Below are 22,527 nucleotides of genomic sequence, written 5' to 3' on the forward strand. Positions count from 1 at the left end.
TCCACTATTACGGCTAAGTTCTCTATAAACTGAGCTTCTATGGCAGTCGATGGCAAGGGCAATGTTTTTTATTGATACACCTTGTTCTAAAAGGGCTGAAATCTGGTATCTTTTCCCTTCAGTCAATTGTTGATACTTCATGTTGGAACTGCTTGTTTCTTTGGTCAGAAGAGCATACCAATCTCAACAATTGGCTGTCTTCCTCAGTCCTACCAATGAAGTGTCGCACTTATTATCTGAATTCGGGATTTTACAGAACGTAGCAGTTCGAAAATAAAGAGTGACAATGTCGAGTTACAAATACGAGCGTTTACTCTCAACCACGATAGACAACGCTTTATTGCACCTTTGGATTTCGGTTGCCAACTCAAGAAATCATGTTTCTAGAGATGTCCGAAACCAGATATTGGTGCGCTGGTTTAAGCCAAAAATAAATAAGATCAAATATAAAACAATTAAGAAAGAGATAAAGTCGATCATACAGGCTGGCAAGTATGGTACAGCCTTACTTGAAGAGCGTTTATGTGAGCTTAGAGAGCTATCCCAAAGCTACAGGGATAGGTTGAATGACATGCATAAGCTTCACTATCTACTTGAATATTTGAGAGAAGATCATGGGATAACGGCAGACCTTAATGAAGGTGTGTCCGAATATCTTCCTAGTACTTTATATGTTTCGCAGGCGCATCTAGAGCAGTGCTTCTCTGATGAGCAACAACAGATTAAGCCATTATCAGTCTGTTTATCCAATATTAACGTGGACAACTTTATTCATATTGTCCAACTGTTTGGCTTTCATAAAGTCGAACTTAACACGCATCCTACTAGCAGTTTGCCAATCGTAGAACTTTCTGTCGTTAACTAATTTGGCGCGATAGGAATTTAGTCCTTATTTACTAAGGGTATAAAACATAAAACCAATTATTATTTTTGAAGGTGGACAGTATCATTTTTTTTAAAAAGAAGGAAAAAGCATAGATCAACCTGATCACAATATGGATATTGTTGATTCATTGAATCGTTCTTTAGCAATGGTGTCGTTTGATACTCGCGGGCATGTGTTAGACGCGAGTGAGCCATTCTTATCACTGATGGGCTATTCACTGGATGAAATAAAAGGTAAACATCACTCACTATTTTGCTCTGACGAGATAGTGAATACCTCTCACTATACGCAGTTTTGGCGAGACCTTGCTGCAGGTTCAAAGAAAAGCGGTGTTTTTCCTCGTTACGCGAAGGGAAAGCGACAAGTTCATATCGATGCGACTTATTGCCCAATCATTTCAAATGGGGAAGTGCAAAAGGTTGTTAAAGTTGCCGCTGATGTTACCGAGTCTCATGTAAAGCAGACTCTAGACAGCGAGTTATTAGACGCACTCAACCAAACCTTTGCGACTATTTCGTTTACGCCTGATGGCAATATTTTAGATGCAAATGACAACTTCCTGAAAACCTTGGGTTACTCAAAAGAACAGGTTATTTCGCAGAATCATCGGATGTTCTGTTTTGACGAATTTTACAAAGAGAACCCTAACTTTTGGCAAGAGCTGCAATCGGGTCGAGCATTTACTGGGCGCTTCTTAAGAAAAGATCGACATGGTGGAAAAGTTTGGATTCAAGCCTCTTACAGCCCGATAAAGAACGAGCGAGGAGAGGTCTATAAAGTCGTTAAGTTTGCTTCTGATATCACTAATGAAGTGCTGCAAGAAGAGGCGACTTCGGATGCGACTTCTATTGCTTACAGTACCGCGGTAGAGACAGCACAGGTGGCAAGTGATGGACAATCTTCTCTCGCTCTGACCCGTGAGCTGTCTAAAAATGTGGTTGAAGATATCGAGAAGTCTGAAAAGCTAATTCGTCGACTGACTGAATTATCGGGTAGCATCGAAAATATCGTGCAGGTCATCGGCAATATTGCTGATCAAACGAATTTATTGGCACTTAATGCGGCCATTGAGGCGGCTAGGGCTGGAGATTACGGCCGTGGTTTTGCCGTGGTTGCTGATGAGGTCAGGGTTTTAGCTTCGAGAACATCCGACTCAACAGAAGAAATCAGTCGAGTGGTTGCAGAGAACTTATCTCTAACCAATGACATTACTCAATCTATGGAAGTGATCAGTCAATCGTCTATCGAAACAAACGATAGGCTTGAAAGCGTATCTGTTGTGATCGAAGAGATACAAAAAGGCGCGGAAGACGTGGCTAGATCTGTCTCGAACTTAACTTAACCGAAGATAGCAGGGCGTAAGTGACTCACTTTCGCTCTGCATCACTAACAAAAGCAGCTTATTCGCGTTCGGGAGTAAGCACCCCAACCCTAAATACCTTCAACCAAGCATGGCTCATTGCAGGTTTGTGCACAGCTATACCTTACGGCTTAAATATTAAGGCTGTAGCTCAAGTAAGATTTATAAATAAACAGATTGCATATAAATGGTGTTTTGTAGAGTATGAGGGCACTCATCAATGGTGGGTGAATAACAACAATAACAAGGATAATAAAAACAATGAAAATACGTTTAAATTTAAGCCTCTTGCTGATTTCGACGGCTCTTAGTCCAGTTGCGCTTGCTAATACTAGCTACCCTGATGGTTACTACCTTGAAGCTGAGGGGCTAAGCGGCAATGCTTTAAAAGACATGCTTGGTGTGATTGCTGCTCGCGGGCAAAAGCAACTCACTTACACTCAGGTGTGGTCTGCATTGAAAGACACCAACGAAGATCCGAATAATCCGAACAATGTGATTTTGTATTATAGCGGTCGTTCACAATCCAAAGACTTTACTTCATCAGGCAACAACGACAAGAATGCTTGGAATCGTGAACACCTTTGGCCAAAATCTTTTGGTTTCAAGCGCAAAGATCAGTGGGGTTATACCGACATTCACCATCTTCAACCAACCGACGCAGAGATTAACTCTATCCGGTCGAACAAAGACTTCGATTTTGGTGGAACGCCATTGAAAAAGTCACCGCTTAACAAGACGGACTACGACAGCTTTGAACCTCGTGACGCAGTGAAAGGGGATACCGCTCGTTCGCTTTTCTACATGGCGGTACGTTATGAAGGCAATAACGCGAAAATGCCGGACTTGTACTTAGTCGATGACACGTCTAGCTCTTCAGGGCAACCTAAAGTTGGAAAGCTGTGTACATTACTGCAATGGCATAACGCCGACCCTGTCGATGATTGGGAGCGTAATCGCCATGAAAAAGCCGTCAAATGGCAAGGTAACCGCAACCCGTTCATTGATAACCCAAGTTGGGTAAATGACATATATGATAGCCGCTGTGGTGGCTGATATATAAACTGAAGCCAATGCAAAAAAGCCATCCTAGTGATGGCTTTTTTACTATGGTTGCTCGTTGTTGGATAGAGAACGCAGCATTGCGAATCGCTCTTAAATATCTCGCTGGCTGTACTTCCACGCAGGATGCTAATCAAGGATTTCTCGTAGAAATATCAACTTAGGTACTCGACTGCCTCGACTATCGGCACCCCAGACAACGGTAATATGACCATTAATAGATAGCTTATTTTTAAGAACCATAGGTTTAATTGTTGGATCAAGTTGCAACTTAACTCGTCTTTTATGTAGTGAAGGAGCTACTACAGCCCAACCTCTTTTTGTTGAGTCTAAATCAATAGCTCTGATCTCAAGTCGCACATCATGAAAATCTTCTATAACATCCTCTGCAACTTCCAGCTTAGATTTGTACTCAGGCATTGCTCGAACCGAAGCATTAGAAATTTGGATGTTTGGATCCTCGTTAAACGTAATAGTTGCATTAGGGTCAAGTTTTGCAGGTTTAACTACATTTAGTGAATTTTCAGCTAACTTTTCTTTATCTTTGATCGCAGAGATAACGATATTGGTAAATTCCTCAGCGGACATGTCTACCATACCGGCCCCTATTTGAATAATAGTGTTATTATTTGCCTCTATAGTAGCTTTAGCTTTTTTATCTGACGAACTTGATGACTTCCCTAAATAGTAAGTACCTCCAGCAAGAATCATCGCCACAAGCACCGCTGACAAGAAATTAGGATTTTTATTCATAATTTTCTCTATCCCTAGTTTTTGTCTCGTATTTTCAATGCACTCATCAAACCTTTGTTGGTTCCCAAAAATTAGTTTTACAACTAGATCTTCCCAAATACTGTCTGAACGAAGTTCTTTAATAAATACTTCAACATTGATTACTTTCGCATCAGGGAAAAGAGCTTCTAGCACTTCTGGTGCTTGTTTTACTAGGCTTTCAAAAGCAATAAGCGACCGCGCAATTTCACCAACAGGAACGTATTCCTTATTAGAGTAATAAATACGCTGGCTTACTTCTTGATACTGCATGCTACTTCTTAACCGTGGGAATTATTGCGGGCATAGTATATTGTTTCATATGGTGAGTCATTGATTTTCCTCACTATAAAGCTAGGAGCTCTTAGACAGAGAAATTCTGTTTACTCTGAGTTTTAGATAGGGCTCATGTCTGTTCTGGTATGACTAATACCCAGTCAACTCCATATAGCCTGTACCTGAGTGTGTTCCTTTAATTGAGATTGGACCCTCCCAATAGGGAACCGATAGGGGCATTTTTGCTTTGGGGTTGAGTGCCGAGACTGTCAGCTCTATGTTTTTCGTTGGAATTGATATTTGCCACTCTGTTGGATAATCTCGCCCATCGATTACTGTTTGTTTGGTTGCAGTGAGAGTAATGTCTTGCTGTGAAATGGCAATACCAGAGCCATCTTGCTGCATCAATCTTGCGTGAGCATAGCTGGCTTCGCCTGTCGCCGAGTTTCGCAGTTGGAACACGACTAGGCTGGTTTCATCACTGAGCCTAAGTGCAAACCAATCCCAGCCTTGTTGAGAGTCGAGTAAGAACTGTGAGCTCCATTCTCTGTCTATCCAACCTTTGCCTGAAACCTGATGTGTCACACCATCAATCGTCACGTCGCCTGATACATTGATGAATGGCTGGCTGTAGTAGTAGGAAGCGACTTTGCCATCGCTGCTTTTGGTGCTGTAGCCTTGCTCTCCTTGTTTTTGGTAGGGAGCGTTGCTAATCAGTGTTAACGAGTAGCCAAACTGCTCTGAGTTAGCATTCAATGTGGCAGGGAATAAGTCATCAGTAGAAGATGTCCATTGCCAATCATCAAGATAGACGCGAAATGGTGATGTGCTTACTCCTGCCAGTTCTGCTTGATCGCGTGACCATTTTTCATCGGCGTAGTGTTTGTCTTCGGTGGTGACGGCACTGTGAGCCATGTAGATCTGTTGGCTTTGCCATGCGGTTTGTTTAGTTTGTTCGACGCTGTTTTCTGGGGCTGCGGCAAAGCGGAACTGTGTCCATTGTACGCCTAGCGCATTACCGTCTTCATCGATGAGATTGGCGGTTAGATACCACCATTCATGACGAAAATTCGGGTGTGCTTGATGGTCTTTAGGGAAGGTGAGTTCAACGCCTCTAATGACGGTACTGAATTTATCACTCTGCTGCTCACTGCTCCCGCCGAGTATTGATCCCATGTTTTGAGCGGAATTCGGATCAGCCTTGTCACAACCCCATAGAGATAGCAGACCCAGTGAGAGAGCAGATAGTCTGATTAACTTACTCTTCAAGCCAATGTTCATTACAACACCTCACTTTGCAAACTGGATACCACAGGCTTACTGACTAATCGCCATAGAGGAATGAGTGTTGCAATCACAGCCACAATAATCGTGATGAAGGAAATGCTAAGCGCATCGCTCCAATTCCACTGGTAATTTAAGCTCCAACCGAAGGCGCGTAGGGTGACGATGTCTGTTAGTACGTAACCCACCATAGCACCGAGTGGGATGGCGATAACCAAAGTAAAGGTCACAAGCACAACGATTTGCCCGAGAACCATTGCCATCAGTTTTTTACGGCTTACGCCAAGTGCATACAGCCTTGCGATAGCGGCCTTACGAGCATCGAGCAGCATAAAACACGCACAGAACAGGCCAATGACGGCAACCATCAAGGTGACGCCATTTAGTGCGCGTGTAATGGCGAAGGTTTGTGAAAAGATGTCCAAGGCGAGAGATTTGATCTGCGCTTGATCGTAGAGCTGACTTGGATGCAAGTTCAATTGCTGGCGTAACTGTTCGTAGACTTGTTGTTGGTCTCCAGAGACTTTAACCCCTAGGCTAGTCGGCAAGTTAGTAAAACCGCTTTCAAGCCATAAATTAGGGGCAAGCAATACCTCGCCATTGGGTGAGCCGTAGTCGTGGAAAATCGCCCCGACGACTAGTGATTTGTTTGGAATAGAATCGAGCTTAAGTTCGCTGTTCAAAGATAAGCCAAGCTTCACTGCCGTGGGTTCGCTGATTGCTACCAGTTCACCCTGATAGAAACGCTGCCAAAAGTTATCAAGCTGCGATTGGAACACCATGGTTTGCGCTAATGTATCTTTGTCTTTGGTGCCGAGTAACGTTGGCAAGCCTTGTAAGTTATCGTCGACGTAATATTGCTTATAGACGGTTTCAACGTTCTCAAACTGCTCTAACGCACGTTCTACATTAGCGATTTCACCTTGAGCTGGACTAACGTAAATGTCGGCATGCAGCCGCTGTTCTAACCATTGCTTTAGAGTGGATTCAAAGCTGCCTACTAAGGTATTCATTCCCATATTAGCCGTTACAGCAAGAAGCAGTGCCATCATGGCAAGGGAGAGCGGAGAGATGAGCTCTCGCAATTCAGCAAATAGGTACTGCATCAACCCCGACTGAGTGTGCTGTTCACTCCAATTTGCTAATAAGCTGAGCGTTTTAGGCAAATACAAAGGAATAGATATCACTAACACGCCAAGCCACGCCATGGTGAAGCGGTGGTGTTCGCTAAGCCATAAGCCAGCTAATGCGATACCCGTGAGTGTTATTCCGATGATAAAGAGTTGGTTTTCGTTTGAAGCCTCTGGCGCTTGATAAAAGCCACCATGAGAAGAGAGCGGTTGTTGAATGCGTTGTTTAAAGTGCTGCCAGCAGGCAACAAGTGTGGCGGCTAAGGTGAGCAATAAGGCCTGAACTAACCATGACCATTGCCATGTGCCAGGCAGAAGTGTTGCTCCGTATAGTTGTTCCAGCGTTATTGCCACGGTGGGATGGAGCCAGTGGCTTAATTGAATTCCTAAAATGAAACCGAGTGAAGCTCCCAGGGTTACCAGAACGGTAAGTTCAATGAGCAAAGCAGAAAATACGATGCTTGGTGCTACACCGGCTTGCTGAATTTGAACCAATAGTCGATTACGTTTCAGTAAGCTGTATTTCACGCCGTTATAAGCGATGAACAAACCAACCAAGAACGCGAGTAAGCTCATTGCCGTCAGGTTAAGGTGAAAGCTGTCGGTAATGGATCCAAGGTCGGTACTTTGATTATTGGTGATCCATTGTCCTTGCTCTGCGATGAGATTCTGCCAGTTATCTTGTGGTTGGTTCTCGGCATTAAAAACGGCGATATAGCTCAGTTGACCTTGTTTGTTGAGCAGTTGTTGAGCGAATCCTATGTCCATCAGCATTCGACTCCCCAGTTGCCACTCATCAGGCAACACGACCACTTGGGTAACGATGTCATCGAGGATCAGCGTGTCCATTTCGTCTAAGCTTTGATGTTGCGACTGGCTCATCATCACAATGGGCTTGCCTGCTAAGAGCTGAGGTAGGGGAAGTGCATTATCAAAAAGAGATATGTTTTTTTCGTTCCCTTCGGAGTAGCGAGCTCTTGAGGTAAGAGCGGCGATGAGCTCGCTGCCTTGGATTGACCAACGACGTCCTTGCTCGTCTCTCACACGCCCTTCAATCACAGGTAGTATCGCGCTGAGTCCGTTTTGTCTTAGCTTGAAGTAGAGCGATTCAGGTAGGTAGTTTTGTCCTGCTGGTGGAATGATTAGGTTCTGAGCCTGAGCGCTCAGTTGCTCGGTAGATTCTACATAGCTGCGTTTGGCATTCAAGTTGATGGCTTGTACCGCGACAAACAAAGTCACGGCTAACACAATACCAATCAAGATCGCCGCAGCTTGTAAAGGAGAATGGCGATAATGCGCCGCGAATAGGTCTAGCGTCAGTTTGGTGTGCGTGATCGCTAAGTGAGCAGGCGTATTAGTAGAATTAGCCTTTGGCATGAGTCATCTCACTGGCTTGCTTTTGGTCTACATGCTTGAGTTTTCCATTGTCTAATACCAGTTGTCTCTGCATAAAATCGGCGCATTTAGGGCTGTGCGTCACCAATAATACAGCGGTGTTGCCTTGTGTTGTGATCTCACTTAGTAATCTCATCACCTCCAACCCTGCTTTATGGTCTAGGTTTCCTGTGGGCTCATCTGCAAGCAAAAGTTTAGGTTTATGAGCCAATGCTCGAGCGATAGCGACACGTTGTTGCTGGCCACCGGAGAGGGCTGATACGTGTCTGTTGAGTAGTTCGCTGATACCTAATGCTTCGACTAAGTAATCGCACCAAGCTCCCCATTTCTGTTGGTTTAAATGCAATGGAAAGGCGATGTTTTGTTTTACATGGAGTGGGGTGAGTAGGTTGAACTGTTGGAAAATAACGCCGAGCTTTTGATGGCGGAAACGGCTCCAGTGTGGGTCTTTCCAAGTTGAGGTATTTTCTCCATCGAGCCATAACTCGCCGTCTGAAAGTGGTTCAAAGCCCGCAATTAAATTGAGTAGAGTACTCTTGCCACTGCCACTCGAACCAGTCAAAGCAATGCTGACTCCAGTCCCTAGGTTGAAGTCGATATTGTCCAGCACTTGATGGCTCTCTTTGCCATCAATAAAGCTTTTACTGGCCTGTTGCAGTGTGACAACTGGGCTATCCATTTCCTCTCCTTGTAATCAAAAAGCGACCACCAAAGGTGTTAAGCATTGGCAATTAATATCACGATAGGCTCTATCAAACTGTAGACGACAATTTGAGGATTTAGAGCGATTTATATCGAATTATTAATAACTTGTACTTTAAAAGAGGAAGAATAGATCAGTGGCAGGTGGAAGTTGTTGATAGAGAGGAACAACTTCCGAGTGCATCTTGTGCGCTAAGAGGGGAGCAGGATGATCTTGCCATCCAATCGTGTGGTTTTAGATTCGATAAGATCAATCGCGGTCTGAACTTGCTCTAAAGGAAAGCAACGGTCGACATCGAGTTGAATCTCGTTCTTGATGAAGTGAGCTAGCATGGACTCGAACTGGGCTCGGCGCACTTTTTTACCTTCAGCTTCTTCCCAATAACGTAAGAAAAATGTGCTGAACTCGATAGCTTGGTTTTTAGCATACTCGAAGAAACGTGGCTCATAAAAATCCAGAGAAAGCGTACCATAGTTGATGAAACGCCCTTGTTTGCCCAGCGTGTGAATAAGCTCGGTTCCGGGTGAACCGCCAATCGCATCAAAGGCAACCGTTGGTTGCGGTAGGCCAAGTTGCTGGATTTGTGCAACTAAGTCATTTTTGGCATCCAACACATGTTTTGAAGTCGTAAGAGCGCGCTTGGGTTGTGACGTGACGACGATGATTTGAAATCCAAGTGACCTTGATAATTGGGAGAAAATCTTACCAATCGCTGAACTGCCGGCATTGATGATCAACACATCTTCTTTGGTCAACTTCGCCACTTCTGTCGTCAGTACCCAGGCGGTGAGTGCATTAATGTATAACTGACACGCGTAGCCGTTATCTAGGTGTTGAGGAATATGGAAAAGGTTTTCAGGCGACACATCGACGTATCTTTGCCATGTTCCACTCGTCGCCACCAGCACTCGCTGACCCACCGTAAAATCAGCATGTTGAGACTCTAAGATCGTACCTGCTGCTTCAAATCCTGGAACTCTGGGCGGCTGGTGGCTGTGTTTATATTGCCCCACACCATGAATCGACAACAGATCACTCGGGTTAATGTTGGTCGCTTCAATCTGTACTCGAACCTTACCTTTATCGAGTGCTCCTAAAGTGACATGTTCGATCTTGAGGGACTCTTTCGGCTGTCCGAAACGATACTGATTGATACGGGTATTTTGCTTGATTTCAGACATGGCTCGAGCACTTTAGTTTGGTGGTACGGATAGGCATTGTATGGCAGGACGATGACTTCCCATCAATGTAAGCCACATCATGCCAGACCGTCGCCATTCAACCAAGTCACTTCAGTGTGTCTATGTACTTTACTGCCTACTTTAGGGCTACTTTAATAATCGTTGTTGGATCATAGTGATATCGCAGTTATGACGATCTTTGCTTTGGATTACATCGTGTTCGTCAATGATTAACACGGTGTCTGCTGTTTCTATAGCGCTGTCAGCTGAAAGTTGTGCGTCGTTGTCGTAAAACACTATGTATCCAGCAAACGTCATACTCGTGAAGAGTAATAAGAGCGCTACAAGCACGCTCTTGACGGTTTTATTAGTGGTATGGGGTGAGTTCATTCTGGTTTTCTCTACTGGTTTGAATTCAAAGGCATTAAATTCACAAGCTATTGTTTTGAAGAGAGTTGTTAACCTTCAAAAACCCAGTTTTGCCAACTTTGCATACGAAGAATCACTTTACGTACGATAGAGAACATTTCCCATTTTGGAGAATACACCGCGACGTGGGCATCTGTGCCAGCAGGAAGCGGCTGACCGTCCAGTAATTCTGGCTGAACAAGTTCCACTTTTACTAAGACGCGTCCCCCGACTCTCTGAATCGGATCGTTGAGATTCCCTGAGGGTGTGACTGCACCTTGCTTGAAGATATCCAGTACATCGACGACTTTTGCTCGGTAGGCATGGCCAGGAATGGTTTTGAAGGTCACTTCTGCCTCGTAGCCTGGTTTAATATAACGCGCAGGGTTTTGCTTGAATGCCGCGATAATAGTTTTAGATTCTTTGTGCACAAACGTTAGGTTTCCTTGAAAAGGAACGACACGACTCTTCATGCCCGGACGTAACGCCACTTGTGTTACATAGCCATCTGTCGGTGCAACAACTAATGTTTTACCAAGATCGAACTGAGCTTTATCGAGCTCTGCAAGGTGAACTTTCTTTGCAGCCAACTGCTGTGCAATCTTCGAATCAATGACGTTCAATTGAATGTGGTTTTGTGCCTGAACAGCGTTGAGCTCTGCAATCGTGTCGGTAAATTTGTCTACTTTTGTTTGAGATGCAAAATCACGCTTTGCCAACTTATTAAAACGTTTCAGTTCCTTTTGATTGAAGACAAGCTGAGCATCCGTTTTCTTGATCGACTCACGGATGTTTTGCTTGGAGAGCAGTAGCTCATCAATGGAGGCTTTGGTCGCTGTTACTTGCGCTTGCGCTTTGTCGACACTTGCTTGGAATGGTGTCGGGTCGATTTGGTACAAAGGGTCGCCTTTTTTCAAAGCAACATTACCTTTTACAAAAACGTCGGTGACTTCGCCAGAGACTTCAGAGGTGATTGGAGTAGTGACGCTATACACGCCAGCTACGCGTGCTACTGGCTGATACATCGCCATGTATAAGAAGATCCAGCCGACTAAGAAAGCCCCAATGACAGTCGCTGTGGTAATCGTCCACTTATTTTTAGGGAGCTTTAAGACGCGAAATACAATCACACACAATGCGATGTAGCTAAGAATTATCAAGGTTTCCATTACAGTTCCTCCTCGCTTTTCGCTTGCAGTGCATTGATTCGTTTTTCGAGTTCATCGAGCTTTGATTGTTCTGTACTCGCTACTTTTAATGGCTCACTTAACATGGCCCATACCCAAAGCAGTGGCCACATTACGTGCAAGAAAAAGAGGCTGATCCAGCCTGCTACATGAATAGCATCTTGATGAGGATGATTGCGTTTTACCGCAATTTCATAAGGAATATCGTGAATAATAACGAGCCCGTACACTAAGATCAGCAGTACGAGGATCAGAATACCCAAAGATAAGTAATCTAAAGTAAGGTTCATAAGGTTCTCTCCGTTACGGATGAAATCGACCATTAATTTCAGCAATACTAGAGAGCTTAGAAGCTTCCCCTTACTCAATCGATAGAGTAAAGGTTAAATGACATTTAAGTCTTAATTAATCCATAGGGTAGTTTGGCTTAATTTGATGTTAGGTAAGGTTTAGTTAATGGCTTGAGTCGCTGTAATCAAAGCATCACGAAACCATTTATGCCCGTTGTCGTTGCGCTGAGAATGATGCCAGGTCATGTAAATGGGTACTGGCTCGGTCGAGAATGGCAACTCAATGACTTGATATTTATCGTTTTTAGACACTTTCTCTGCAATGGAACTGGCAGTTACACATAACCAATCGGTTTGGCTCGCTAAGACTAATCCAGTGAGGGCAGAACTGGTTTTGTAAGCGACTTTTCGTACGGGGAGCGGGATGTTGCTGACTGAGTTGAGCGTGTAGTCATTCATTCTTTGCGTTTGCCAAATGATATGTTCTTCGGCAAAAAATTGGTCCATTGTTATGCTGCCTTGAATGCGAGGATGATCCGCGCTTAACACCACAACAAGGCGTTGTTCAAACAGCTTAAGGTTGTCATAGCCATGCTCCTCTAAGGGAACGGTAGATAAGATCACATCGACTTTGCGCTGCCTTAAATCGGCTTGTCTTGATTGTTCATCAAGGTGTTCAATATCAGCTTCAATATTGGTATTAGGTGCATGCTCGCTTCGGTGCTTGTTTAGTGTGGGCACGACCAATATGTCGATGTCTTTGTGACTGGATATCCGAAAAGTGCGACGACTATTCTTGGCATCAAAATGCTGGCGAGACTTTGATCCATTCAAGAGTAAATTCAAAGGCTCTTGTACTTCTGCGTGTAGCTCAATAGCAAAGTTTGTTGGTGCAATACCACGCCCTTCTCGGATGAATAAAGGGTCGTTATATTGCTCTCTCAATCGGTTGAGAGATTGACTGACTGCAGGGGCGGAAATGCCTAATGCTTCTGCTGCAAGGTTAACACTACGCGCCTTCATTACCGCATCGAGAGTTTTGAGAAGATTAAGATCCATTGCATAAACCAGTTAAGCTGAGGTTAACGATAATTAGATTATGGTTGAATCTTGGCTTAATTCTAGCCATCAGTATCGTGCTTATCGATTTTCTGACAATAAACTAACGCTGTCGCGAGTGACTCGGTTGCTCCTGTTTGCATAACGATACCGTCCACACCCAATTTGATGTGAACGCTCTCGCTGAATCGTTGATCAATGGTTTGAGTTTGTTGTCGGTTTCTAAATGGCTGGCTTTGATACTGACTCTGTATCGTGAGTTTGTGTGAGCTGTTGATTGTCGGCTGTTTCAGCTTTATTTGAAGGCGTAAAATGCTTATCTGTAAGCGTTATTGTCATTGCCTCATGCTTCATTGTTGTGGTCGATGCTTGTGATGGCACATCGTTTGTTGCCGCCGGTTCAGCCAGTGTCATCATTGACGTTGTCGCAAGGAGCGTGGCTAGAGTAATTTGAACAAATGTTTTCATAGATTGTTTTCCTATTGGCTAAAGTTATGCATTGATAGCTGATAGGCGCACTATAAAAATTATGTGAGGTCGGTATTTATCATTTTACGCCATCGTATGATTTTTAGACGGCGTAAAGGTTTGGAGAGGGTCACTGAATGGGTTGTTGGAACCTTACTGTTTATTGCTACATGCTCTTTATTGCCACATCACCAAGATTGCAGCGACTGAAAGCAATATCAGCGCGAGGATGTCTTTGCGGGCAATGCTCTGCCCTAGCCAGAAATAGGAGATTAATACCATAAAGACCACTTCGACTTGGCCTAATGTTTTCACGTATGGCACGGCTTGAAGAGACATCGCGCTAAACCAGCCAAGAGAACCAATCACACTCGCTAAACTTGTCATCACAACCAGTTTTGATTTCTTGAATATCAGGCGCAGCGTATCCGGCTCTTTAATCAGGAGAAAAGTGCAGATAATTAGTGTCTGCAGGCTAATGACCAAAAACAGCACCCAAGCAGCGCTATGAGGGAAAGGAAGTCCAATACTTAAGCTAGCTTCACGTACCCAAAGCGAGGTTAGTGCAAAGGCGGTGCTGCATGCCATGCCCAAGCAAAATACTTTAGGAGAGAGGCTTCGCCAACCAGAAGCGCTACTCATGATGAGCACGCCCAATGTGCCGATTAATACGCCTATCCAGCCTGTAACAGTCAACGCTGTACCAAAAAACAACACGGAAAGTACAGCAGAAACAGGAGCTTCACATTTGGCAAGCCCTGCACCGATGGCGTAGTTTTCGAGTTTAAATAGCATAACCATCAAGCCAGTCGCGAGGATCTGCATGATTGCGGCTGCAACGACATAGAAAGCAAACTCACCGGAAAAGTTCGGCGCGGATACTGGCTGCCATTGATACAAAGCGTAGAGGTAGAGCAGGGCGATCGGACCCGCCCATATAAATCTTGCCAGCGTCACACCAGCTACGCTCATGGTGCCACTCAATTTGCTTTGAAAGGCATTACGCCAAGATTGGCTGAAGGCAGCAAGCAGGGTAAAGGCGATCCAACTAAAAGACATGACGCTTCCGTGTGTGAGGTAATTTAATGATTATGTTAACAAAAAATTACCTGCTGAGAAGTGGAAGCGGTCTTTTTATGAGCAGAGCTTCACCTTTGCCCTGATTTGGCATGGCACTGAAATTTAAAAGATGGGTGTCTTTTTGTTTTTGAAGTAGAACCACCCGCTGATTAATACGAACAGAAAGGCGAAGTAATAGCAGAACGAAGATAGCGACGCCAAGAACGCGAGGTTTTGCTCTATCTCTTGCTCGGAGTAATTGTTAGAAACCAATTTGTAGTAGTATGCATACAAAACACCGATCAGCCCATATCCGAGGTTAAACATCAAACCTTTGAAGCTAAGAACCGTGGCTCGGTTATGTGACTCGGTTTTTTTGTTCAGGTGGTAACTGATAAAAATGTTCATCGTCATGATGATAAAGATCAGTACCAATGCAGGAATCACCCCATAGATCGACCAGCCTAAACTGATCCAATAATAGGTAGCGATACTTGCTAAGCCCATGACGATAATAAAGGTTTTCGGCTCGATACTTTCTGCCAGTCTGCGGCTTTGACCTGCCAAAATGATTTTTAATAGACTGATTCCCGCACCAATAAAACCGAAGTAAATAATTGGAATATCGATGGCAAGATAGTATTGGCTGTTCATAGTGAGGAACATACGCGATGTGTGTTCAAATAGGCTGTAGTAGAGCAGTATGAAAAGTACGTAGGGCGTAGCGAGTACCCACTTACCTGTGTCAGCAGTGAGCTTAAGGCTGGCCATGGTTGTGGCTAATTTAGTTTGACCATTTGGCATCACTTTCTTTTCTTCACGCATGTTTACCGCAGCATAAATCGCGAGTAGTGCAACCAATAAAGTGGCGAATACAGGAATACGCATCAGGTCTTTGGTGCTTTCTGGCGAGGTTAACCCTAGAGCATGGAAAATGTTCGTCATGAAGTTTACGTCGTACATTGCAGCACCAATTAAGGTGACAAAGATGCCGACGCTTGAGGCGATACGAAGCTGTATCTGCAACACACGAGGCCACAGCTCCTCATTGCCTTGTTCTTTTAAGGTGTCATATGCCAGTGCTTCATCAGCACCACTCGCCAATGCCATGGCTAATCCGCTGAGTATCCGGTTGACCAAAAAGACCATGAACACCAAGTTTGGGTTTTCGGTCGGCACTAAGGCAATCATGGCGATTTCAACAAACATCACTAGGGAAGAGAGTACCACTAGCTTCTTACGACCCAAGGTGTCAGCAAATGCGCCAGATGGGACTTCAGCAAGCACAATGGTCGCCGCCCACACTACGTTAAGCATGGCAAATTGCGAAAGGGTTAGGCCGTAATCTAAGTAGAGTAGAGTGAATACTGGGTAATAAAAACGCGCAAAGTAGCTGCTTCGAAACATTAGGAAGTAGCGAACATTGGGAATTTTTAGGATTTCTTTGAGCGTCATGATGAATTAGTCGATTAAATAACACATTATTATGTATAACTCTTTTCTCCTTTTAAATCATGAAATTGTTCAAAAATGATCGATGCCTGACTTAGTAACAGAGTATTGAGCTGGTGCGGGGGCTTATATGTTCCTTTGGAACTTCAGTAATACCCGCTTCGGCAATAGTGAAAGAGACCATCAAGACGCGCTATAATGTTGAGTTGCTCAACGTGTTGTTTTGAACTTGGCTTGTCGAACTGCGATTAGAATGATTGCGTTTCATGGAGTGCTTGGTTTTTAACCACGTTAGCGGCCACTTCGATTATTTTCGATTCTTGTTCGGACGCTTTAGAAGATAAGTTGTAAAACATAATGCAATCTTGCTGAATCATATTTGGCGCTTCTTGGAGCTCGATTTCACGTACCTCACCACTTTTTATGTATTGGGTTAGGTTTTCCCGAGGAGACACAACCCACCCGTCTTGCTTTAACTTTTCAATGAGTAGGCTTTGTGATGTGACCACTTCAAACTCGCTACTGATCTTGGTATGCCTAAGCTCGTTTGCAATGTCATTCTCAGTGATTAATTGACGAAAGGTGGCCAGTTCAGCAATCGAAATCGTTCGGTTGGGAATGTTAGAGTGAACGGACGTGAACAGGCTCAGCTGAAAAGATCCAAGGTTGATATTACCGATACCCGCATTCGGGTGTAAGTTACCCATCCCCGGCATAATGGCAAACAGGGCATCTCCGTCTTCTATCTGCTGTAAACAGTGGTTTCTATCTCTTTGCAGCCAGTTGATAAGCATGTGAGGGTGAAGAGACTTGATCTCAGATTCAATGCTAAGCAACAGCTGACAAGGGATCGAGCTATCGTGATAAACGGTAATGTTGTTGAGCTCGCCTTTGTAAGCAGATAAGGCTATGTTTTCGAACTCTAATGATTGTCTCGCCAGTAACCGTGCTCTTGGGTACAGACGATGAGCAATGTCTGTAGCAACCGCCTTTTTGCCTTCGATGCAAAACAGTTCCATTCCCATCAAATCTTCTAACGCATTGATTCTCTCTCGCACGGTAGAACGAGCCTTATTCAATTTTTTGCTCGCAGCACTGTAGCTTTGGAGCTCATAGACACTGGTGAAGCATGCAACCTGTTCATTCGAAATCATCATTTGATTAGCCTTGTACTGTTTGAGCGTACATTTTGGATTTATATGTTTGAACTTAGCAAAGTACTCTACATCCGTACACATAAGATTGTTAACGGAGATTTCAGATGAGAAAGTCGATTATTTCATTGATCACTGCAGGCTTATTTTCGACAACCGTGATGGCGGAGATCAAGCCTATGTCTACAGTGCCAGCAAAAGCGAATGAGCAAGTCACGCTGGAGAACTGGACGCATGCGCCATTCAATAAGTGGGCTTTCCAGAACATGGGAATCCATCCCACGGTTATGGTTTCTCGAGATGGTGCGATCAACGAGATCCCACAAGTATTGAATGCGGAAGTCGCTCAACACAAATTTACCTATGCCGGAGAAGAGCTAACTTTTCGTGATGCGATGATTAATGATCACACCGATGGCTACATTATTATTCAAGACGGAAAGATACTGCATGAAGAGTACTTTGGTGACTTCACTGCGAGAGATCACCACATGTGGGCTTCAAGCACCAAATCTTTGATTGGCCAAGCTTTAGGTTTGTTGGCTGAGCAAGGCAAGGTTGATGTTGAAAAAAAGGTCAGCACATACATCGAAGAGCTCAAAGGAACACACTTCGGTGAGCAGACCCTACGAACTTTACTGAACATGACCTCTGCGATTGATTACAGCGAAGATTATGTAAACATGGCTCCGGGTGATGTGCATTTCGAATATTTCCGACGATTAGGCTTTATTCCGGCGTATGACTTACTGGCACTTGATCCAACAAAGACAGATAAGCCTCGTGACTTGCTGAGCTTCTCTGCAATGTTTGAACAGAATGAAAATTTAGCGGTGAATGACAAGTTTGAGTACCACAGCCCGAACGTTGATGTCATCGGGTGGGTTATCGCTCGCGTGTCCGGTCAAACGCTTGACCAATTTATTGCTGACAATATTTGGAGCAAACTCGGCACAGAGCATGATGCCTTCTTCATAACGGACATGAACTACAATCCAGTCGCAACTGGTGGTTTCAATACTACGCTAAGAGACTTTGCACGTGTTGGGCTAGCTATGGTCAACAATGGCGAATACAACGGCCAACAAGTATTCTCAGAAAAGTGGGTCAAAGACAGCTTCAATATTACGCCGGAAGAAAATCGACACATGATGAACAGTGTCTACAAAGATACTGATACTCAAGTTTTTGATTCGCACTTAGAGGGTTACAAAAACTTCCTCTGGGTACACGATTCAGACAAAAACATTGCAACATATCGTGGGGTTTTTGGTCAGTTCTTGTATATCAACCAGGACAAGAATGTCGTTATCGCAACCTTCTCTTCAGCAGAAAGCGCTTCGAATGCAGCGCGTGAAGAGTCAAAAGTGAGAGTGGAGGCTTTTGAGTCGTTAGCTAAGTCTCTATAGCCTAGTACTTTAAAAGTACGACTGCCTAAACTGAAAATCCCCTCAAAATAAACTCTTGAGGGGATTTTTGATTAACTATTGATGCGCTTATCAGCCACCAATAATTTGCTACTAGCTATTCACTTTCCGCTTCTTTGGAAGCCTCTGTTGCCGTGTTTTTGTATAGCCATTTGTCGAGCACAACCTGAAGTGCGTCTAGTGATGTTGGTTTCTCTAACCGACCATCCATCAATTGGTTAATCATGTCTAACTCACGTTGCCCCGACTCACCAGAAAGCGCAATGATTGGTGTGTTAGTTGAACGAGCCTTGATGATCTGGCTGGCGTCAAAACCGTTCATGACTGGCATTTGTACGTCCATGAGAATCAAATCGACTTGGTTTGTTCTAAACAGCTCGACGGCATTTTCCCCATTTTTAGCTTGCAGGCTGTTTACGCCCAGTCTGCTTAGATACATCTGAACAAGGGTACGTTGCACCTCTTTATCATCAACGATGAGCACGGTTGGCGCTATCCCGTTGGTTGTCACTTGTGTTGCCACTGAGCCCGTGCTGTGTTCTTCCGTTTGGGTGCTGTGAGCTTGCGGGGTTGCTTCACTGGTCTCTTCGCTAGTCTCTTCGACATCGACTTGGCCTTGCTTCCAGTCGTTGAAATAGGGTGTGCGTAGGGCATCTGCTTTTGGCGCATTAGGTACTACTGGGAAGTACAGGTGGAATTCAGTAAATTCCCCAAGCTTCGATTTGCACTCAACTCTGCCACCAAATGAACGCATAACACGTTGGCAATAGCCCAATCCTAAGCCACTACCACCGCTTTTCTGATAAGAGAAGAAGTCGTCGAAGATCTTATGTGTAATGGTTTCGTCGATACCTGGCCCAGTATCTCGGAAGATTAGAACATTTTCGTAAGAACCGATCTGGGTGCTGATTTCAATTTGACTATCCGGGTACGAATCAAAGTAATAAATCGCATTGCGGATCAGATTGAAAATCACGAAATTGAATAAGGTTTCGTTTAGCTTGGCAACAAAGTCAGCATGTTGCGGCAAGCGAATTCGCTCGATGATCTTCTCGTTTTCAAAACCGTAGTGGCTGACGGCCTGATCCACGGCTTTGTGAATCGAGGTCATCAGGATAGGACCTTGCTCAGACGAGCTGTCGCTAACTTCTCTTAGGATAATATCAATCAACTGTCGTCCACGTTGAATAGCGGCTTGCCCATTCTCAATATCCAGGTGGATCTGTTTTGCTGGTGCTTGGTTTTCGATGTGCTGCTTCAAGATCTCAAAATGCAGCTGAACTTGGGCAAGCGGGTTACGCATTTCATGAGCAATAGAGTTGGCGAGCGCTCGACTTTGGCGGATGCGTCTATCGGCTTCGATGGTACTTTGAACGCGAGTAAGCAGGGTTTGCAGCGCCGAGATCTCTTCGTTAGAGAACATTTGATCGTTGCTCTTGTGCGACGATACCAGTAAATGAGTGACCGACTTTCCTTGCCCAAACAGTGGCATAACTAAGGCGGTATTGTTCGAACTCATCTTGTCATATAGCGCTTTGAGCGAAAGTTTGGAAGGCGCTGTGTAATCAAGTTCTTGCGATAACTCATCGAAGACTAGAACTGACTTGTTTGTTGAAAGATAGTCTTCGTAGAAGGTTTCGTTGTAGTTGCTATTAACAAGGCGAAGTTTGTCTTCAGGGATTTGCAACAGCTGACCTAAACGGCGCATCGCATCATCAATCGACAGCTTAAAGTCTTCTTCTAAAGCCAGTATTTGCTGTACTGGGGTTTTCTTGTTTCCGTAAACAAAGAAAGAGGCATAGCGGCTGACACGCTTGTAGAGTACGTGCCATGTGATGCCAATCATCGCGCAGATTGGGATTGCGATTAGCCACTGATTATCGTCGGTCAGAGGGATGAATATCGCGCCGAACGGTATTACCAGTATCGCGCAGACTAACAACGCATTAAGGCTCATGTAAGCAAGATATTTCACGCTGTAGAAGCGAGAGGTTAAAAGCGCGTAGCCTACAAACAGCATTTCACTGATTGATAGTGCTGGTGGTAACCAAGTCAGTGAGAAGTCTCTCAAGAAGTACGTCATGCCGAGGTGGATGGTTGCAGTAGACAGCATGAATACCAAGATACCAGCGATCATATAGCTGGTTTTGGCGAGTACCAGTTTGCTGCTGTTGGCACGCATCGCTACCAGGTTGCAAAGGGTTAACACCACTAAGCTGATCATTCCGGTGAAGAAGTAAGGCGTATGCGGGCCGAACTCGATGACAAACAGACTTGGACCAAAAATGGTGACGTCTTCAACAGTTAAGTTCGGGCTAAGGTTGATAAAAAAGGAATAGACGCTAAAGCTGACGAAGATGGCTTGTTGCCATAGGTGTACCTTGCCATTACGTTGTTCAGCCGCAAGCTGGCACGAGAAGTAGTAGGCAAAAGCAAAGGCAAAGCATGAGGCTAGGTTGGCAAATTTAGCTGCGAATACCGCTGCTGAAGACCCGAGCTCTGGCAGTAAATCGGTATGGAAGTAGGCATTGCTGCTAATCCAAGCAACAATACAGACAGAATAGGCGATGTAGGGAACGTGGTGTGTCCCTGCAATGTTTTTCCCTTTCTGCTTGAGACAGTAGCAATAGTAGAGTAACCACATCACAACGACCGCAACGGTCGCGAGAAGCGTTATCGCTTTGGCATAAACAATCGCCTCTAAACCGAAATCAAACATGTTCATTCTTTTTTACTGAACTTGGTGTTTTTGTCGATCTCAGCTTTCGGCTGCTACGCACTGCCTGTTTGTAGCGACGAAAATCGGTGTCATTGAATTCGTTGACCATCCTTTCGAAATTCCAAAAACCACGATAGATGGTAGTGCCGTCTGCATTCAACTCGCAAAAACCAGAGTGGAAATAGGCTCTTGAGTCGATAGATTGATAAAACTGAAGCATGAAAGGTTGCTCGATAATGGTGAAGCCAACTTTATAGCCTACTTGATGTAGAACGCTCATCAGCTCTTTTTGAGCAAGGTAGAGGAAATAGAGTTTTTGTTGAGTATTACCACTGACGGTAAGTCGCAACACTTCACATATAGCCTGTGCATCGGACAATTGTAACTGGAATGTACTATCAAATTCTGGCAGAGAGTAACACTTTGACAGTGTCGATGGCGTGAAAAGCTGCAATTCTGAAAGTTGTTGGTAGCCATGCTCAGGTAAGCAGTATTGCCAGTGTTCATTACTGAACGGTGGCGCGTAGCTTAACCAGGTTTCATTCTTCGACCAATCTTGAATGAGTGCGGAAGAGACTAGTGTTGGGAAGGGCTCATCGACAGGGTGCTTGAGTAAGACAAAGTGTTTACCCGATTGCGAAAGGTGCAATAAAGGCAGCATCTCATACCATTTTTCACCCTTTATGAAGATCTCTAGATTACTTAAAGCAATCGCATCATTGATAGGCATGGCTTGTGGATGACATGGCGTCTGTACCATGAGTGGGTCAGCTTCGATATGTTCAATGATCGCACCATAATACGAACAATCTTGGATCGGCAGATCCATCGGTGAGATCGGGCTATCGCCAAGCGGAGATTTTTCCTTTATTGCGGCAATCTCAGATTCACACCAAAAGTCTAACCATGACATATAGCATTGGCTTGCAGCCTTCTCTAGCAAAACCAATTCAGGGGCCAAAGTGCTTGGGTATCGCTGAATGAGATCGCGATAGTCCATCAACTCAAATAACACAGATAGGCTTTTGTTTTGATGCTCCGGGAACAAAGACTCAAGGAGGTTTCGTCGATAGTCAGTAACGGTTTGGAAAAGAGTTGTGCGTTGTTGTGGCTGATAAGTATTGATTACGAGATCTATCAATATATGTTGCTTTATTTCGATAGACTCATCGCTAGCCAACAGCGAGTCTAAAGACGACAGTAATTTCATGGTGTGAACCTAGCCTAGGTTTATATAATTATTTTTATTCGATCTG

At 44.4% G+C, this 22,527-nt stretch carries 21 protein-coding genes; 5 read left to right on the top strand and 16 right to left on the bottom strand.

Annotated features, from left to right (window positions below):
- Positions 1–141: helix-turn-helix domain-containing protein (locus L1D55_RS14990; RefSeq protein WP_239918043.1), on the bottom strand; the 141-nt coding region annotated here is incomplete at its 3' end.
- A 145-nt stretch (positions 142–286) separates the two neighbouring features.
- Here L1D55_RS14990 and L1D55_RS14995 point away from each other — a divergent pair.
- The 4 genes from L1D55_RS14995 (at position 287) to L1D55_RS15010 (ending at position 3,302) form a co-directional block, all read left to right on the top strand.
- Positions 287–865 carry a DUF2913 family protein gene (locus L1D55_RS14995; RefSeq protein ID WP_239917988.1) on the top strand — a complete coding sequence of 193 codons (579 nt, stop codon included), beginning with the start codon at positions 287–289 and terminating at the stop codon, positions 863–865.
- A gap of 130 nt (positions 866–995) precedes the next feature.
- Positions 996–2,228: a PAS domain-containing methyl-accepting chemotaxis protein gene (locus tag L1D55_RS15000; RefSeq protein WP_239917989.1), complete on the top strand. Its 1,233-nt coding sequence runs from the start codon at positions 996–998 to the stop codon at positions 2,226–2,228.
- 20 nt (positions 2,229–2,248) lie between these two features.
- Positions 2,249–2,557 (top strand): hypothetical protein, encoded by a 309-nt coding sequence (locus L1D55_RS15005; protein ID WP_239917990.1) that lies wholly within the window; start codon positions 2,249–2,251, stop codon positions 2,555–2,557.
- Positions 2,508–3,302: an endonuclease gene (locus L1D55_RS15010; protein ID WP_239917991.1), complete on the top strand. Its 795-nt coding sequence runs from the start codon at positions 2,508–2,510 to the stop codon at positions 3,300–3,302. Before L1D55_RS15005 ends, L1D55_RS15010 begins: the two co-directional genes overlap by 50 nt.
- Before the next feature lie 135 nt (positions 3,303–3,437).
- On the opposite strand, the gene L1D55_RS15015 is transcribed toward L1D55_RS15010, so the two are convergent.
- The 13 genes from L1D55_RS15015 to L1D55_RS15075 form a co-directional block, all read right to left on the bottom strand.
- A complete protein-coding gene (locus L1D55_RS15015) occupies positions 3,438–4,352 on the bottom strand; it encodes a hypothetical protein (RefSeq protein ID WP_239917992.1) in 915 nt (304 codons plus the stop codon).
- A gap of 153 nt (positions 4,353–4,505) precedes the next feature.
- Positions 4,506–5,636, bottom strand: coding sequence for a lipocalin-like domain-containing protein (locus tag L1D55_RS15020; protein WP_239917993.1), 1,131 nt, complete (start codon positions 5,634–5,636; stop codon positions 4,506–4,508).
- Complete coding sequence (locus L1D55_RS15025) at positions 5,636–8,146, bottom strand: ABC transporter permease (protein ID WP_239917994.1); 2,511 nt, start codon at positions 8,144–8,146, stop codon at positions 5,636–5,638. Before L1D55_RS15025 ends, L1D55_RS15020 begins: the two co-directional genes overlap by 1 nt.
- The gene (locus L1D55_RS15030) at positions 8,133–8,843 is read right to left on the bottom strand and encodes an ABC transporter ATP-binding protein (RefSeq protein ID WP_239917995.1); all 711 of its coding nucleotides are present in this window, start codon (positions 8,841–8,843) and stop codon (positions 8,133–8,135) included. The genes L1D55_RS15025 and L1D55_RS15030 overlap by 14 nt, the downstream gene beginning before the upstream one ends.
- A 215-nt stretch (positions 8,844–9,058) precedes the next feature.
- Positions 9,059–10,048: a zinc-dependent alcohol dehydrogenase family protein gene (locus L1D55_RS15035; RefSeq protein ID WP_239917996.1), complete on the bottom strand. Its 990-nt coding sequence runs from the start codon at positions 10,046–10,048 to the stop codon at positions 9,059–9,061.
- Positions 10,049–10,195: 147 nt separating this feature from the next.
- Positions 10,196–10,438: a hypothetical protein gene (locus L1D55_RS15040; protein WP_239917997.1), complete on the bottom strand. Its 243-nt coding sequence runs from the start codon at positions 10,436–10,438 to the stop codon at positions 10,196–10,198.
- Positions 10,439–10,506: 68 nt separating this feature from the next.
- Positions 10,507–11,625 carry an HlyD family secretion protein gene (locus L1D55_RS15045; RefSeq protein WP_239917998.1) on the bottom strand — a complete coding sequence of 373 codons (1,119 nt, stop codon included), beginning with the start codon at positions 11,623–11,625 and terminating at the stop codon, positions 10,507–10,509.
- The gene (locus tag L1D55_RS15050; protein WP_239917999.1) at positions 11,625–11,933 is read right to left on the bottom strand and encodes a DUF3302 domain-containing protein; all 309 of its coding nucleotides are present in this window, start codon (positions 11,931–11,933) and stop codon (positions 11,625–11,627) included. The genes L1D55_RS15045 and L1D55_RS15050 overlap by 1 nt, the downstream gene beginning before the upstream one ends.
- 159 nt (positions 11,934–12,092) lie before the next feature.
- Positions 12,093–12,992, bottom strand: coding sequence for a LysR family transcriptional regulator (locus L1D55_RS15055; protein WP_128164984.1), 900 nt, complete (start codon positions 12,990–12,992; stop codon positions 12,093–12,095).
- 222 nt (positions 12,993–13,214) lie between these two features.
- Complete coding sequence (locus L1D55_RS15060) at positions 13,215–13,460, bottom strand: hypothetical protein (RefSeq protein WP_239918000.1); 246 nt, start codon at positions 13,458–13,460, stop codon at positions 13,215–13,217.
- Between the two features lie 177 nt (positions 13,461–13,637).
- The gene (locus L1D55_RS15065) at positions 13,638–14,519 is read right to left on the bottom strand and encodes a DMT family transporter (RefSeq protein WP_239918001.1); all 882 of its coding nucleotides are present in this window, start codon (positions 14,517–14,519) and stop codon (positions 13,638–13,640) included.
- Positions 14,520–14,642: 123 nt separating this feature from the next.
- A complete protein-coding gene (locus L1D55_RS15070) occupies positions 14,643–15,974 on the bottom strand; it encodes an MFS transporter (RefSeq protein ID WP_239918002.1) in 1,332 nt (443 codons plus the stop codon).
- A gap of 245 nt (positions 15,975–16,219) precedes the next feature.
- Positions 16,220–17,128 (bottom strand): LysR family transcriptional regulator, encoded by a 909-nt coding sequence (locus tag L1D55_RS15075; RefSeq protein ID WP_239918003.1) that lies wholly within the window; start codon positions 17,126–17,128, stop codon positions 16,220–16,222.
- Between the two features lie 104 nt (positions 17,129–17,232).
- Between L1D55_RS15075 and L1D55_RS15080 the strand changes: the two genes are divergently transcribed.
- Positions 17,233–18,534, top strand: coding sequence for a serine hydrolase (locus L1D55_RS15080; RefSeq protein WP_239918004.1), 1,302 nt, complete (start codon positions 17,233–17,235; stop codon positions 18,532–18,534).
- A 115-nt stretch (positions 18,535–18,649) separates the two neighbouring features.
- On the opposite strand, the gene L1D55_RS15085 is transcribed toward L1D55_RS15080, so the two are convergent.
- Both L1D55_RS15085 and L1D55_RS15090 read right to left on the bottom strand, forming a co-directional pair.
- On the bottom strand, positions 18,650–21,271 hold the full coding sequence (locus L1D55_RS15085) for a hybrid sensor histidine kinase/response regulator (RefSeq protein WP_239918005.1): 2,622 nt from the start codon (positions 21,269–21,271) through the stop codon (positions 18,650–18,652).
- Positions 21,264–22,481 (bottom strand): acyl-homoserine-lactone synthase, encoded by a 1,218-nt coding sequence (locus L1D55_RS15090; protein WP_239918006.1) that lies wholly within the window; start codon positions 22,479–22,481, stop codon positions 21,264–21,266. The genes L1D55_RS15085 and L1D55_RS15090 overlap by 8 nt, the downstream gene beginning before the upstream one ends.
- Positions 22,482–22,527: the final 46 nt, after the last annotated feature.

This window comes from Vibrio sp. Isolate22 (genome assembly GCF_022398115.1).
In the GTDB taxonomy this organism is placed as follows: Bacteria; Pseudomonadota; Gammaproteobacteria; order Enterobacterales; family Vibrionaceae; genus Vibrio.